General features: G+C 65.0%; 5 protein-coding genes. All 5 read right to left on the bottom strand.

What is annotated here, in order from left to right; translation table 11 throughout:
- Position 1: 1 nt before the first annotated feature.
- The gene (locus NLX68_RS17750) at positions 2-628 is read right to left on the bottom strand and encodes an HAD family hydrolase (RefSeq protein WP_254285055.1); all 627 of its coding nucleotides are present in this window, start codon (positions 626-628) and stop codon (positions 2-4) included.
- Positions 629-658: 30 nt separating this feature from the next.
- Positions 659-3940 carry a beta-ketoacyl synthase N-terminal-like domain-containing protein gene (locus NLX68_RS17745; RefSeq protein ID WP_254285054.1) on the bottom strand — a complete coding sequence of 1094 codons (3282 nt, stop codon included), beginning with the start codon at positions 3938-3940 and terminating at the stop codon, positions 659-661.
- Positions 3941-3974: 34 nt separating this feature from the next.
- Positions 3975-13976, bottom strand: a complete 10002-nt coding sequence (locus NLX68_RS17740) for a type I polyketide synthase (RefSeq protein WP_254285053.1) — start codon at positions 13974-13976, stop codon at positions 3975-3977.
- Between the two features lie 193 nt (positions 13977-14169).
- Positions 14170-14592, bottom strand: coding sequence for an acyl carrier protein (locus NLX68_RS17735; protein WP_254285052.1), 423 nt, complete (start codon positions 14590-14592; stop codon positions 14170-14172).
- A 64-nt stretch (positions 14593-14656) separates the two neighbouring features.
- Positions 14657-16336: an AMP-binding protein gene (locus NLX68_RS17730; RefSeq protein WP_254285051.1), complete on the bottom strand. Its 1680-nt coding sequence runs from the start codon at positions 16334-16336 to the stop codon at positions 14657-14659.
- Between the last annotated feature and the right edge of the window lie 40 nt (positions 16337-16376).

The following is a 16376-nucleotide window of genomic DNA, read 5'->3' as shown; positions in this document are numbered from 1 at the left end:
GTCACTGGGTGCAGTGTTCGAACGATCGGTAGTAGGGGTACTGGGCGATGTCCAGCAGATTGCGGTCGCCGTCACTGTCGCCATAGGCGTGGATCACGTAGTCGTTCGGGTTGCCGAGGATCTGCCGGACCCGGATGACCTTCTCCTCGGCCTGGCAGTGCGGGCCATCCAGTTCGCCGGTCAATACACCGTCGTGCTCCTTGAAACGGGAGCCACTGATGCCATCGAACCCTGCGGCCTGGCCCCAGGGCTCCAGGTAGACGTCCGCGGAGTTGCTGATCAGCAGGCACCGATGGCCTTGAGCCTGGTGCCACTTGAGACGCGCCAGGGCCTGCGGCTTTACCCAGGCATCGATGTCCTGGCGGGCGAACACCTGGCCCAGCGCCCGATATTTCTCGGCGCTGACGCCGGTCATGCAGCGGCGGATCATCACTTCACGCGCGGCCATCAGCGGAATCACCTTCAGGGCCAGCAGCAGCGCCGTGGGAATCAGGCTGATGGCGACCAGGATGAATCGCGGCGTGCCCACCAGGCGCTGCAGAAAGCGCCAGAAGGTATGGCGGTCGGTAAGGGTTCGGTCGAAGTCGAAGATGGCGACGACGGGTTTCTCGAGCGTTTTTGCTTGCACGAATGATCCTCCATGGAAGGGGTTGAAAAGTTAAAGGGCGCTTTCCAGGGTGCGCACCGATCGATAATCGGCAGGTTGCAAAATCAACCCGTGACCTTCGATCGTTCCCAGCACATTGCCGTGCTGGACGATGTGGCAACGGCTGTGGCTGCGATGCAGGTGGCCGTCCTTGAACATCAGGTCGGTGTATTCGGCAAGCAGATAGACCGGGCTGTCCTGCTCGGCGAAGGCGTCGAAACGGATCCGCATGTCATCCAGGACAAACGGAAATTCGTGGGGCACGCCCTGGAACAGATGGCTGCAGGCGATCCCGAACTGGCGGGCCGCCTCGATCAGGTACAGACCGGGAACATGGTCCTGGGCATGCTCGTAGAAAAACGGGTGGGCGGCGTCATGGAAGAGTTCTGCGGCATACCAGCCACTGTCGTCGATGGCGGCGATGTCACCGAGCAGCACATTGCGCTCACAGGCTTTGTGTACGTGCCGCTTGTCCATCCGTTCGGCCTGACCAGGCTGGCGTGGGTCTTTCCACTTGGCCAGCCAGGCGAGCGCCCGGCCCCGGCCATCGCTACCCTGCTCGAGCGAGTGTGCCTGGGCGTTGCCCGCTGCCGATTCGACAAAGCTCAGCAGCTCTGCGAGCGACCCGGTATGCAGCAGGTCCAGGGGAATCTTCACGGCGTTGGGGTAAGCCTTTTCGACACGGGTGCGCAGTTCCGCCAGCATCAGGGAATCGAAGCCGATGTCGTCGATCAGCAAACTGTCCTCTGGCAGCGGTTGGTCGTCCATCTTCGCCAGCAGGCGAATCAGGCCGGTCACGTAATCGCGTGCATTCATGCTGGCCGGGGCGACGAGCGCGGGCTCGACTTGCGGCCGGGCGATTGCCCCTGGCGCGTCGTCGACAGCCGCGCCCAGCGGGTCGAGCCAGTAACGCCGCCCCTGGAAGGCATAGGTGGGCAACGCCTGCTTGCGCCGTTGCGGGCGCTGGTCCCACGCCGCAGGGTTGATGGCCGCGCCTGCCTGGTACAGGGCTGCCAGGGTGGCGGCGAGGGTTGCCCAGGCATCCTCCTGTTGCGTGGTCGCGACCTGCACCAGGCGGGTGCCGGGATGAGCAGCCAGCCCGCTGCCCTGGACGCCCGCCTGGCCCATGACCAGCACGCTACCGACGGGGTCGCTGGCCAGCGCGTGCGCGAGCGCCGCCGGGCCCAGGTCTACCGTCATGATCGGGTCGCGCTGCGAGCCGCTTGCATAGAGGCTGGCGAGGGGCGGGGCATTGGCGGGCAGGCTGTCGATCGCGGTGATTGCCTGGTGCAACGTCAGGCTGCCGGTGATTGCTGCCGCTACTGGCGCCATTGCGCCTTGTGCGAGGATCCAGCGCGGTTCGATCCCCAACGACCGCCACAGGGTCGCCACCCCGTAGAACAGCGCGGCATCGAACAGGCGCAGGTCTCGGTGGTCGTGCGTCTGCTCCAGCCCTTCGTCGGACAGATCACGGGCCAGCAGGCGCTGTGCGCTGTCCAGCAACTCCCGGGCGGCCGGGCTGAACGCCGGATGGCGCTGGAACAGCCGCTGGTAGTGGATTCTGCTGTGCTGGTCGAGATTGCCGATGACCCAGCCGGTCAAGGCCGCACCGCTGTGCTGGCCAACAGCAGCCGGCTCGCCGGCCAGCGATCGCTGCAACGCCTGGACCAGTTCGGTGCGGTTGCTGCCACTGACGGCGATGCGTTTGTCGAATGGGCGGCGCCCGCTGTTCTGCGAGTAACAGAGATCGGCGACAGCCTGATCGTCACTGGCCGCGAGCAGGTCGAGCAACTTGCCGGCGTAGGTCTTGAGCGCGCTGTCCTCGCGGGCGCTGATGCAGAGCAGATGGGGCAGGTCCGCCGGGCCGCTGTCGTCATGCGGCGGCGGGCTGTAGGACTCCATGATGATGTGCGCATTGGTGCCGCTGAACCCGAACGAACTGACTCCCGCCAGGCGCGAGGTGGCCATTGCCTGCGACGGCTGGGTGGAACCAGGCCAGGCTTGGCACTCGACGCAGATGCGGATGTTTTCGGCGTTCAGATCGACGAACGGGTTGGCGTTGTGAAAGTGCAGTTGAGGCGGTACCAGCCCCTGCTGCAAGGCCTTGGCCACCTTGATGATGCCGGCGACGCCCGCAGCGGATTCGCTGTGGCCGATGTTGGTCTTCAGCGAACCCACCAGCAATGGTGCGGCGCGCTCCGCTGCCCGCCCGTATACGCTGCCCAGCGCTTGCAGTTCGATCGGGTCGCCGAGCTTGGTCCCGGTGCCGTGTGCTTCGACATAAGCGACGTCCTTGGCGGCGACCCGGGCATTTTCCAGCGCACTGCGAATGACCCGGACCTGCGCAGGCCCGTTCGGCGCCATGATGCCCTGGCTCAAGCCATCCTGATTCACCGCCGAACCGCGGATCACGGCATAGATGCGGTCGCCTTCGGCAATCGCCCGGGACAGGCGCTTGAGCACCAGCACACCGCAGCCTTCGGCGCGCACATAACCGTTGGCCGCAGCATCGAAGGCCTTACACTGGCCTTGCGGCGAGTGCATCATCGCCTGGGACTGGGCGATCGAGGTGGCCGGTGCGAGGATCACATTGCAGCCACCGGCCAGCGCGAAGTCACACTCGTTCTGACGCAGGCTCTGGCAGGCCAGGTGCACGCTGACCAGCGAAGACGAGCAGGCGGTGTTGAGGGTGATGCACGGCCCTTTGAAGTCGAAGGTGTACGACACCCGGCCCGAGTGCACGCTCTCATGATTGCCGGCATTCATGTGCGCGGCGATTTCATGCAGGCCCAGATGGCGAACCAGCAGGTCGGAGTGGTCCTTGTTCATGATCCCGGTGAACACCCCGGCATTCGCACCGCGCACGGTGTCGGGCGCCATGCCGGCATCTTCGAGCGCCTGCCAGGTGACTTCGAGCAGGATGCGCTGCTGCGGGTCCATGCACTCGGCTTCACGGGGGGTGATCCCGAACAGCTCGGCATCGAAGCGCAGCACGTCGTCGAGCAACCCGGCGCTGGGTGAGTAGGTCTTGCCTGGCAGCGGCGTCTGCGGGTCGAAATACCGTTGCTGGTCCCAGCGCTGGTCGGTCAGCGGGGATACGCTGTCGACCCCTTCGCAGAGGTTGTTCCAGAACTGCTCGACACCGCTGTCGGCGCCGGGGAACCGGCAACCGATGCCGACGATGGCGATGGCTTCGTGCTGACGGCTGTCCAGCTCTGCCAGTTCATGGTTGAGCCGTTTGATTTTTCTCAGCGCGTTCTCCATGAGCGCCCGGCTGTCGTTTTGTTGCGTCATGCGTGGATTTCCTTTCGCGTGGGTTCGTGGCGGCTCATAGGGCTTCATCGGCCAGCATGGCCAGGAGTTCGTCATCACTCAGATCGCTGAAGTTGTCTTCGTCGACGGGGGCGGCCGGGGTCCGCGAAGCGGCTTGTGCCTCAAGCGGCGCGGCGCTCGGCGGGTACAGTTGGTCGGCGATGAACGCGCTCATGGCGCGCACGGTCGGGTAGTCGAACAGCAGGGTGGCGGGGAGCTTCCTGCCGAGGATGTGCGCCAGCTTGTTGCGCAGCTCCAACGCCATCAGCGAATCCAGGCCCTCCGATTGCAGTGGCTCGTTGACGTCCAGCAGTTGGCGGTCGTTCATGGCCATGATGTCCCTGGCCATCTTCAACACGAATTGCTCGATGCAGGCCCGACGCTGCGGCGCGGCCAGCTGATCGCACTCGCTGCGCAGGGCGGCGAGGTCGGCCAGGTAGCGGGCGCTGTCAGCCGGCTTTCTGACCAACCCGGACAGCAGTGAACGTTGGGCGCGTTGGCTGACCGCCGCATGGATTTGCGTCCAGTCGATGTCTATCACCGTCGGGTTGGCGTGCGCCGTACCGGCCAGGGCCAGCATCGCCTCCAGCGCCTCCTGGGGGGGCAGCAGGCCCACGCCGGGAGCGCGCTGGAAGTTGGCCACGCGCCCGGTTGCGTTGGCCATGCCGTCACCGTTCCATGGCCCCCAGTTGATGCTCAGCGCACACAGGCCGTTGGCCCGGCGGCTGATGGCCAGCTGGTCGAGGAAGGCATTGGCCGCGGCGTAGTTGCCCTGGCCCGGGGAGCCGAATACGGTGGCCGCCGAGGAAAACAGCACGAACCAGCTCAACTGACGGGCCCGGGTTGCCTGGTGCAGCCACCAGGCACCATGGACTTTCGCCGCCAGCGGTGCCTGGAAGTCGTCCCAGGTCTGCGTACCGAGCAAACCGTCACGCAGGGTGCCGGCGCAGTGGAAGACCCCGTCGAGCGGCGGCAAGGTACGATCGATCTCATCGATCAGGGCCATCACCCGGGGCTGCTGTGCGACATCGCAAGACCGGATCAGCACCGACGCGCCCATTGCCTGCCAGCGTGCAAGCTGTGGCGCAAGCTGCGCCGCCTCGGCGGTTCGTGCCACCAGCACCAGATGCCGGCCACCGCGCTGGATGATCAGTTCGGCCAGGCTCAGGCCGATGGCGCCAAGCCCGCCGGTGATCAGGTAGCTGCGGTCGGCGTGGAATACCGCCTGCGACGGGTCGACAGGTTGGTAGGCCAGTGCGCTCAACCGGGCGACCTGGCGGGCCCCGTCGATGTAACGGATTTCACTTTCGTCGTCGTCCAGCCCAAGCTCGCTGCACAGGCAATCGACACGTGCCTGCAGCGTCTGTGCAGTTACGCTGACATGCTTGATGCGAGCCTGGGGATGTTCCTCGCCCAACACTTTGGCCAGCCCGCGCAGCATCCCTGCGATCGGCGCTGTGGCGTCGGCGTGGGTGTCGATGGCGGCGGCAAACGTCCAGTCCGGCTCGACCCCGGTATGCAGGTAGTACTGCTGGACCGCCAGGGCAGGCAGCAGCAGGGCGCGTTGATGCGCCGGCAGGTCGTGTGCGTCGGCCGGCAGATGATCAAGGCCTTGCAGGTTGATGACCTGCTGGACCGTTTGCCCCCGGGACAACGGCTCCAGCAGCGTCGCGAGGCCTTCTGGCAACCGATCCAGGTCATAGTGCACCTGGCCGGGGTGCTCGCTGCCTGCTTCGGCGTTGAACAGCAGGCAGCGGATCCCGGCATGCTCCAGTCGTTGTCGCAGGAGGTCGGCATGACCGCTGCGGTCAGCCAGGATCAGCCACAGCGGTTCGCTGCCCAGTGCCGCCAGCGGCTGAGGGGCGATGGGCGCCGTGCCGTCCACCCAGTCGATGTGATAGGCAAGCGACGGCTTCTGCTTGAGCGAGTCGATCAACACCGATTTCGGTGCGCGCTTGCTGCGCAGGGCCTCGACGGCCACAACGGGTTCGCCGGCCTGGTCATAGACCGTCAGCCGATGGCTGTACACCTCGAGCTCCGCCTCGTTGGCGCTTTGTGGCGCTGCGGACAGGCATTGGACATGACACCACAGCGGGCCTTTGACCTGCTTGAAGACGCGCATGGCATCGATGGCGAACGGAATGTACAGCGTGTCACGGCCGCCAAGGCTCAGGTGCTGGTCATAAGAGGCTGCGGCACTGGTCTGGAAGAATGCATCCATCAGCCCTGGCGCCACGATGTAGGCGTTTTCTGCGTCTTGTGGGGCACGCAAGCGTGCCAGCGCCTGTCCGGGGCGCCGCCAGATGCGCTCGACCCAGCGGAAACCACCTTCCAGGGCATAGCCGGCAGCGGCCATCTCGGCGTAGAAGCGGTCGCCGTCCAGTTGCTGGTCAAGGTCCAGGCAAAGACGCTCGGGGTCGAAGCCGTGCGCGTTGGCGGCCGGTTGCCCGGGCAACTGCGGGGTGAGCGTACTGGTGAAGTGCTGCTGCCAGGAACCGTTGTCACCCTCGGTGCGGCTATAGCCGGCGATCGACAGGCGCTGGTCGGCCAGGCGGGTGATCAGGTACTGGAACTGCTTGGCTTCGTCATCGGCGAACACCATCGCGGCCGGGAAGGTGACGTCGCTCAATTCGTAGCCCAGGGCCAGATCGAGGTTCTCGGCGATCAGGGCGCTCATTGCCAGGTGCGTGGCACCGGCGATGACAACCGTCCCGTAGAGTCGATGGTCGGCGATCGGGAACGGGGCCTGCGCGTCGAAGCGGGTCTGGTAGATCACATCGCCCGTGGCACTGACGGTTTTCTGCCCCAGTGCCGACAGCTCGGCTGGCCGGCTGTTGCCCTGCGAAAGGTGCCCAGGGAACAGCGCCGGGCCTTGCTGTTGCGGCCAGAAGTGGCTGCGCTGGAAGGCATAGGTGGGCAGGGCGATACGCGGGTAGGTGCGTGTCGAAGGGAATACGGCCGACCAGACGGGGGTGACTTGCTGGGCGTAGAGCGCGGCCAGGGCGCTGAGCATGTGCTGTCGAGCCTCGGCTTTGGCCTTTAGCGAAGACAGCCAGACGATCGGCGCATCCTCCAGGCAGCGCTTGGCCATGCCGATGAGCTGGGTGCCCGGGCCGATCTCCAGGCCGACCTGCGGGGCCAGGGTCGCCAGGGTCGCCAAGGCTTCATTGAACAGCACCGGGGCGCGGACATGCTCGACCCAGTAGTTCGCACAAGCGTTTTCATCGTTCAGGACCGTACCGGTGACCGTCGAGACGAAGGTGATGGCGGCCGGCTTGAAGCGGATCGCCGCTGCCACGCGGCGGAATGCCTCGAGCATCGGCGCCATCAACGGCGAATGGAAACCGTGGGAAACGCGTAGTGACTGGGTGTCGACGCCCAGGGTGGCGCACAGCTCGATCAGCCGCTGCAGCGTTTGCGAGCAACCGGCAACGACGGTGTTCGCCGGGCCGTTGTGGGCGGCGATAGACAGTTGCTGTTGCACGTCGCCGAGCCTGGCCAGCAAAGCCCGGGTTGCCGAGCAACTGGCATGGACCACCAGCATCGAGCCTGTTTCGCACAGCTCGACCATCAGGCGTGCCCGGGCACAAATCAGAGCGATTGCATCTTCCAGGCTCATCACGCCGGCCAGGCACGCGGCGGCGTATTCGCCGACGCTGTGGCCCAGTACGTAATCCGGCACTACCCCCCAACCCATCCATTGCCTGCCCAAGGCATATTGCAGGGCGAACAGCGCCGGTTGGGTGTAGTAGGTATTGTCCAGGCGTTGTGTATCGTCGGCCCAAATCACGTCGAGAATCGATCCCGGCAGATGTGCCTGCATCAGCGCTGCACACTGGTCCAGCGCTTGCTTGAACAGCGAGCCCTCCACATAGAGCGCGCGGCCCATGCCCAGGTACTGGCTGCCCTGGCCGGTAAACAGGAAGGCCACGCGAGCGGCACTGTTGGCGCTGCGCCGCGGTGCTTCGCCAGTGGGCTGTTGCAACTGCTGGCACAGCGCTTCGGTCGTGCTGGCGACAAACGCCTGGCGCACCTCGAAATGCGCGCGCCGGGTGCTGGCGCTGTGGCACAGGCCGGGCAGGTCACTGACACCGCCCTGTAGCCGTTCGAGATAGCGGCGCTTGAGCGCTTCCAGTGCCGCCGTGCTGCGTGCGGACAGCGCCAGCAGGCAAGGCTCGTCGGAGGCCTGGGCAGGCGCCGGTTGCGGCACTTGAGGGGCTGCGGCGAGGATCAGGTGAGCGTTGGTGCCGCTGAAGCCGAACGAGCTGACGGCACCCGTCGCCTGCCCGGCGGTTGCCGGCCAGGGGCGTGGCTGGTCGGCGACGATCACGCTTGGGGCCTGGCCCAGCAGGTTCGCGCTGAAGTGCTGGTTCAGCGTAGTGAGGTGCAAGTTGCGGACGATGGTGCGGTGTTGCAGCATCAGTGACAACTTGATCAGGCTGGCGACACCGGCCGCCGCCTCGGTATGGCCCAGATTGGTCTTGACCGAGCCCACATAGAGCGGGGCATTGCCATCGCGCTGGCCGTAGACCGCCTCGATGGAGTGCATTTCGATCGGGTCGCCCAGCGGCGTACCGGTGCCATGCGCTTCCAGGTACTGGATGCGGGCAGGGGCGATGTCGGCTTGCGCCAGCGCGGCCCGCATGACGCGCTCCTGAGCCGGCCCGCTGGGTGCGGTCAGGCCCTGGCTGCGGCCATCCTGGTTGATGCTGCAGCCCTTGATCACGCTCAGCACCTGATCACCCTCGCGCAGCGCATCTTCAAGCGGCTTGAGCAGGACAAGCCCACAGCCTTCCGAACGCACGTAGCCGTTGGCACTCTGGTCGAAGGTCTTGCAGCGCCCATCGGGCGACAGCATGTGCGCTTTGGACAAGGCGATGTTGGTGTGCGGCGACAGCGTCAGGTTTACCCCGCCGGCCAACGCCACCGAGCATTCGCCGTTACGCAGGCTCTGGCAGGCGAGGGCGACACTGACCAGGCTCGATGAGCAGGCGGTGTCGATCGCGATGGCGGGGCCTTCCCAGCCGAGGAAATAGGCCAGACGCCCGGCATTGACGCTGATCGAGTTGCCGGTGGCGAAATACGCGCTGGTCTGCGGCGCCCCCGGTGCATTGAGAATGTGGCTGTATTCATTGGGGCCGCAGCCCACGAATATGCCGCCTTTGACCACCGCTGCCGGGGTGATGCCGGCGTTTTCCAGGGTTTCCCAGCCGACCTCCAGCAACAGGCGTTGTTGCGGGTCCATGCTGATGGCTTCTTGCGCGCTGATGTTGAAGAAACGGTTGTCGAAGTGGCTGACGTCGTCGAGCAAACCGCCCCAGCGGCTGTACATTTTCCCCGGCGCATCGGGGTCGGCATCGAAGTATTCATCGTTGTTCCAGCGCGCGTTGCCGACTTCGCCGATCCCGTCGACGCCGTCGACCAGCAACTGCCAGAACGACCCGGCGTCGGTAACCCCGCCAGGGTAGCGACAGCCGATGCCAATGATCGCGATGTCCTGCACGGCCGTGGCGCGCTGGCCGGCGTCAGACGCCGGCAGCGTTGCGGTGTCGGCGCTGGCGTTGTGCAGCGACAGCAGGTAGTCGCCAAGCCGGGCCAGGCTCGGGTAGTCGAACAGCAGGCTGACCGGCAGCGCTTCGCCGGTCAATGTCGACAGACGATTACGCAGTTGCACGGCCATCAACGAATCCAGGCCCATCTCGATCAACGGTGAGTCGCTGCTGAAGTCGGCCTGGACTTCGTGGCCCGAAACTTCGGCGATGCTGTCTCGCAGCAGGCTTTCGATTGCTTTTGCCGGCGATACCGGGTGCATGCGCTCCAGGTAGGCCTGCAGGGGCGAGTGGGCGATCGCTGCCTGAGTGGGTACCGAGCTGTGCGCCTGGCCATAAAGGCGCAGCAGCGCGGGGCTCGCCGAATCCAGTTGCAGGTGCTCCAGTGCCTGGGGCAGAAGATCGAGCAGCACCGGGTTGTGTGCGTCACGCGACAGCAGGCTGAAGAACAGCTCGAGCCCTTCATCCGGCTCGATCATCGCCAGGCCCTGGGCGCGCAGCGTGGCTGCGGCAGTGTCTGCACTGGCCATGCCGGCGCCGGCCCAGGGCCCCCAGGCGAAACTGGTGGCGACCAGACCCTGGGCAACCCGGTAGGCGGCCAGTTCGTCGAGGAAGCTGTTGGCGGCGCAATAAGCCCCCTGGGCGTAATTGCCGAACACCGCCGACGCGGAAGAAAACAGCGCGAAGAAGTCCAGTTGCAGGTGGCGGGTCAGCTCATGCAGATGCCAGCCACCGGTAATTTTCGGCGCCAGCACCGGCGCTGCGGTGGCCGCGGTCAACTGCTCGAGCCGGCCGTCGCTCAGGGCGCCGGCCGCATGCACGACACCGGCCAGGGGCAGAAATGACTGACCGCACGCGGCAATCAGGCCGCTCAAGGCCAGACGATCGCAGACATCCACAGCGCACAGCCTGACATCGCAACCTTGTTCGCGCAGCGCGTCGAGCAACGCCTGCTGGGCATCGCTCGGTTCGCTACGCCGGGAAACCAGCAGCACTTGTTCGGCGCCGCGGCTGGCCAGGCCTTGGGCGATCGTCAGGCCCAGAGCGCCAAGGCCGCCGGTGATCAGGTAGCTGCGCCCGGCCTTGAGGCTAATCGCCGTGGCTGGGCTGGCTGCCGGCAGATCTTCCAGGCGGCATTCGCAGACGCTGTCCTGTTCGATGCGCACTTCGAACGGCACGCCGGTGCCGGCCGAGCGGGCGACCCAGGCGAGCAGTCGTCGGGCATCGTCGGCCAGTGAGTCCGCGGGCCGCAGGTCGACCTGGCTGAAGCGCAAATGCGGGTATTCCTGCGCCAGGGTCTTGGTAACGCCGACGCCGCCGCTGTGCATCAGGCGAACCATCGGGTCGCTGTTGTAGTGTGCGACCACCAGGCGCGCCCCTGCCGCCAGGCAACCGGCCGCGCAAATCCGGGTGCTCAGCGCGATGAAGTGGTTGATGTATTCAGACGCCGCGCGGCTGATGTCGGTGCTGCTGGCGCAGGCTACGTAGAGGACACCGTCGAACCGCTCGTGCGCTTGGCCAAGGACGCTGTCCACATCGCTGGCGAGGACTTTGCACACTGCGCCATCCTCGACGGCAGCGAGAAAATCGGCCGACTCACTGACCATCAGCCAGCGCCCGTCCAGGGGCTGTTGCCCCTGGCCCAGGCTGGCGCTGACGTGCCATTGGCGCTGGGCCCGCAGATGCACGACTTGGGGCGAATTTGACGGGCGGGCATCGCGGCGCCTGACGGGCGTCATTTTCCCACCATTGACCCAGTAGGGTTTTTCGTCGAGCACCTCGACCGGCAAGGCGTGCTTTCGCCCGTCGTTGCCAGGGATACGGGTGAGCAGGCCCTGCACATAAAGCCGGGCCAGATTGTCGCGCAGCAGGTGCTGCTCATCATGGCCCTTGCGCAGCGAGTACAGCGCCGCACGTTGATCCTCCGCCGGCAGGCTGCGGCTGGCCAGATCGACCAGGGTAGGGCTCGGCCCTACTTCCAGCAGGCCGTGCGGTTGCTCTTGGGCCAGGGTCAGCAGTGCCTGGTGAAATTCCACCGGCGCTGCCACCTGGTGGGCCCAGTAGGCCGGGTCGCACAGCTCGACGTCGACGCGCCGGCCGAGCACGGTCGAGTAGAACGGTACCGTAGGGGCGCTGTAGCGGACCTGCCCGGCGTGTTCCTTGAAGGCGTCGAGCATCGGCGCCATCAGGGCCGAGTGGAACGCCCGCGAAACGGCGAGGGCGGTCGTGCGGATACCGCGCTGCTCCAGGTCGGCTTTGATCTGCTCGACCACGGGCGTGCTGCCGGAGATGACCAGGTCATTGGGGCCGTTGTCTGCGGCGATGGAAACCTGCGCGGCGAAGGGGGCGATCAGTTGCTCGACGGTCTGTCGCCCGGCTTGTACGGCGAGCATGCTGCCAGCGGCGGTCATGCTGTGCATCAACCGGCCGCGCTGGATGATCAGGCGCAGGCCGTCGTCCACTGAAAAGACCCCGGCAGCACAGGCGGCAGCGTACTCGCCCAGGCTGTGCCCGATGACGGCCGCGGGGGCTATGCCAAGGCTGGCCCAGAGCTGGGTCAGGGCATATTGAATGCAGAAAATCGCAGGCTGGGTGTACTGGGTCTGGGTCAGCTCCGTGGTGCGCTCGCCCCAGAGGATGTCCTTGATGCTGTGACCCTGCATCTCGGTATAGAGCGTATCGCACTGCTCCAGCGCTTCGCGAAAGACCGCCTGGGTGGCGTAGAGCTGCTGGCCCATGCCTGCGTACTGTGAGCCCTGGCCGGTGAACAGCATGCACAGCGCGGCGCTGGCCTCAGGCATTACCCCCTGATGAACCTGCGCGGGGCGCTCGCCGGCAGCAAACCGCTGCAGCAGCGCCTGGGCGTCCTGTGTGCTGTCGGCGACCACGCTCAAGCGGTGCTTGGCGTTGTGCCGGTAGGTATTGCTGCTGCTGCAGATTTCGGCAAAGGGCAGGGGGCTGTCACGCAGGAAGTCGCTCCAGCGCACGCTGGTCTGCTTCAGGGTTTCGGCGCTCGAGGCGCAGAAGGTCAGGAGGCCCGGGAAGTGTCCGGGCGCAGGCGCCTGTGCGCTTTCTTCGGCCGAGGACAGGATCATGTGGACATTGGTGCCGCTCAGGCCGAACGCGCTGACGCCGGCATGGTTGAGGGCATCCTGCCGTGGCCAGGCGCAGCACTGGGTGGGCACCACCAGCTTGTCATCCGCCCAGTTGATATGCGGATTGGGCTTGGTGAAATGCAGGTGCGGCACGATCAGTTGATGCTTGAGCGAAAGGCAGAGCTTGATCAGCGCGGCAATGCCGGCGGCCGATTCGAGGTGACCGATATTGGTCTTCACTGAACCGATGACCAGTGGATTATCGGCGGGTGCCTGGCGCAAGGCACGGAGCAGGGCATTGACTTCGATGGGGTCGCCCAGGGGCGTGCCGGTGCCGTGGGTTTCCACATAGTGAATATCGCCGGGGCTGAGCCGGGCCTGCTTCAGTGCCTGCTCGATCACCTCCTGTTGCATGCGCCCGTTGGGTGCTGTCAGGCCATTGCTGGCGCCGTCGTGGTTGACCGCCGAGCCACGGATCACCGCGTAGATATGATCATTGTCGCGGCGGGCCTGGCTCAGGGTCTTGAGCACGACCACACCACAGCCTTCGCCGCGCACGTAGCCGTCGGCCTCGGCATCGAAGGTCCGGCAGAGTCCGCGGCGGGACAAGGCCTGCATTCTGGACAGGCCGATGCTGTTCTCCGGGGACAGGATCAGATTGACCCCTCCGGCCAGGGCCATCGTCGATTCACCCGCTCGCAAACTCTTGCAGGCCAGGTGCACGGACAGCAACGAAGAGGAACAGGAGGTGTCCAGCGCCAGCGCCGGCCCATGGAAGCCGAACAGATAGGAAATGCGCCCCGCCGCAACGCTGTGCGCATTGCCGAGGCACGCATAGGCGTCAATATCTTGCGGTGCCAGGGGGTCGATGGCCAGACGCGCGTAATCGCTGGTACTCATGCCCAGGAACACGCCGGTCTTGCTGCCTTTCAACCCGGGCAGGTCCAGGTTGGCGTTACGCAGGGCTTCCCAGCAGACCATCAGCAACAGGCGCTGCTGGGGATCCATCGCGTTCGCTTCATGGGCTGGAAGCTTGAAGCGCTGGGCGTCGAAATGATCGACCCGGTCGAGCAAACCGGCATGCTGGCTGTAGAGCTTGCCGGCGACTTCGGCATCCGGATGGTAGTAATCGGCCGTTGACCAGCGCTCGTCGCCCATGTCGCGGACAGCGCAGCCACCTTCCTTGAGCAACTGCCAGAACGCTTCGGGCGTATTGGCCCCGCCAGGGAATCGGCAACCCATGCCGACGACGGCGACCGGCTCGTCGACGCCAGTCTGCAAATGCTCGACTTTCTGCCTCAGGCTGAGGATTTCAGAGACAGAGTTTTCCAGAAGCGCCTTGATGCCCGAAGGCTGAGTGTCTGTCGATTTCAATGTTGTACTCTCAAGAATTTAACCATCACTCGCAATGCTGCGAGCTGAACGTTATGCGTGTTCCCCTGGGCGCGAGCACGGGCCGGCCGCGGCAAGCGATCAGCCGCAGTCAGGGGCCCACCCGGTGGAAAGCGGATGGCGTTCGAGTGCTGTAGCCGCAAAGCCCGGGAAACACCGGGCGGTGATTGCGCTGCTAGCGGACCTGGAGTGCTTTGCCTGCGGGGCTGAGCAGGCTTTCAAGCAGGTCGGCCATCGCCTGTTCATCCAGGTGCTGGAACGCGGGATTATCGGTAACGGCGGGCGGCGCTGTGTGCACGGCGTCGTCTGGCTGACGGGACGCTGCCGCGTCGGCGATGTAGCCGGCGAGTGTGGCCGGGGTCGGGTACTGCCAGGCGATCGTGGCGTCCAGCGGAACCTTCGAGGCGTGCGAAAGCTCGGTGGCGAGCTCAACGGCATCGATGGAGCTCAACCCCATCTCGGAAAACGGTGTGTCGGCACAGATCGACAGGTATTCGTCGTAATCGCGCTCCGCCAACCAGTAGGAAATCCACTCGCTGACGGTTGTCTGGGTAAGCGCTGAGAGGGCAGGCAAGGGGGCCATTGCGAAAGTGTTCATCGGGTCACTGATCCATGTGTGAGCGTTGGTAATGAAGTCTCGGTAGCGGGCAGCCGTTGATCGATCAAGACGCAGGCACCTGGGCCGCGAAGGGAACGAGCTGCTGGTCGAGCAGGCGTTGGCGAATCACCCGACGACGCTTTTTCCCGCTCGACGTTTTCTCGACACTGCCGCGGGGGCAGAAATGGATCCGGTTCAACAGGGTGTCGTGGGTGTCCAGCACGGCCAGCGTGAGGGTTTTTTGCATCTCTGCGCGCGCCTCGGTGCTGTCGTTCGCATCGCCTTCGAGCACCAGGTGCAGCTCCATCAACCCGCTCTGGGTGTTTTCCATCGACAACAGCGCGCTACCGGAGGCGCGGACGAACTCGAAGTTCTCCACGGTCTCTTCGATATCGTCGGGGACGATGTTGCGACCACCGATGACGATCAGGTCGTCCAGGCGGCTGTAGAAGTAGAGTTCCTGCTCGTGGAAGAAGCCGAGGTCGCCTGTGCGCAAACGGCCGCCGGCGAGCTTGGCCTGGGTGGCTTGCGGCATGTTCAGGTAGCCGGGGGTCAGGCAATCGCTCTCGATGTTGATTTCACCCAGTTTGAGCTCCGGCAGCGGCTGGTCGTCAGCGTCACGCACGGTGATCCGGTGATGCAGGTTGGCGAAGCCTGAGGAAACCAGCTCGACGCTGCCTTCTGCGCCGGCGCTGGTCAGTTGAACATCGCCATTGGCGCCGATCGTCACGGCAAGGATGTTCAGCTCGGCGCGTTTGCTGCAGCTTGCCCCCAGGCTGTTTTCCGCCATGCCATACGCTGAATGGACATGCTCTGCCAACAGCTTCAGTGGCGAGAAACGCTCCTTGACCTTTTTCAGCACCTGCGCGCTGATTTTTTCCGCCGAGATGTACAGGTGCAGGCGCGACAGATCGATCTGCTCATCGCCGTACAGGCGCTTGACCGTGCGCAGGGCTGCGACCAGCGCCGAGTTGGTGATGAAGCTCAGGTCCACCTGGTGCTCGGACAACTGCCTGAACCAGCGCGCCGGGTTGCGCATGAAGTAATCCGGGGTGGCTAGCAGGTGGTTGCAGGCACTGTAGATGGGTAGCAGCACCCCGGTGAACAGCCCCATGTCATGATGGATCGGCGTCCATGAGGCGCAATTGCGCAGCGCAACGCCATCCCGGCTGGCGGTGTGAGCACGTTCGATATGCCTGAGCTGGTTGATGATCATTTCGTGGGTGACGATGACGCCCTTGGGAAAGCCCGTACTGCCCGACGAGAACTGGATGATCGCCATATCGGTCGGCTGCACTTGGGCAGGTGTCGGCCGGCCAGCAGGGCGTTGTGGGTCGAAAGCCGGCTCCGAATGGATGGCCAGGCCGGTTTGCGAACGCCACGCGGCGATGTCTTCGGCGTTGATGCTGGCGTCGCACAACACCAGGCTGAATGTGCAGGAACGGTTACAACCGGCAAGGAACTCGGCGTAGTTCAGGTACTTGCCCGACTTGGTCCGCAGGGGCACGGCCACCAGGTTCAGGCGCCAGCAGGCCAAGAGGTAAGTGACCAATTCGATGCTGTTGTTCAACACCAGCCCCACGCGACTTTGCGGCGCAAGGTTCAGAGCACTCAGTTTCGCGGCGCAGGTATCGACCAGGCTGTCCAGTTCGGCAATCGGGTAAGCGCGATTAGTGTCGCAGAATGTCCACACCGCTGTGTTCTGAATAACCGCATCTTTGAAGGTATCGTTGATGGTATGCATGTTTGCGCTCGCAGGCAGTGATGCCGAAACTAAGGGGGAG

Source organism: Pseudomonas sp. SBB6 (assembly GCF_024213215.1).
GTDB lineage: Bacteria > Pseudomonadota > Gammaproteobacteria > Pseudomonadales > Pseudomonadaceae > Aquipseudomonas > Aquipseudomonas donghuensis.
This window is presented reverse-complemented; position numbering and strand designations above follow the sequence as displayed.

Excerpts from the sequence above, each read along its gene's own strand:
- NLX68_RS17745 (WP_254285054.1), bottom strand. The coding sequence starts at position 3,940 with ATGACGCAACAAAACGACAGCCGGGCGCTCATGGAGAACGCGCTGAGA.
- NLX68_RS17735 (WP_254285052.1), bottom strand. The coding sequence starts at position 14,592 with ATGAACACTTTCGCAATGGCCCCCTTGCCTGCCCTCTCAGCGCTTACC.
- NLX68_RS17730 (WP_254285051.1), bottom strand. The coding sequence starts at position 16,336 with ATGCATACCATCAACGATACCTTCAAAGATGCGGTTATTCAGAACACA.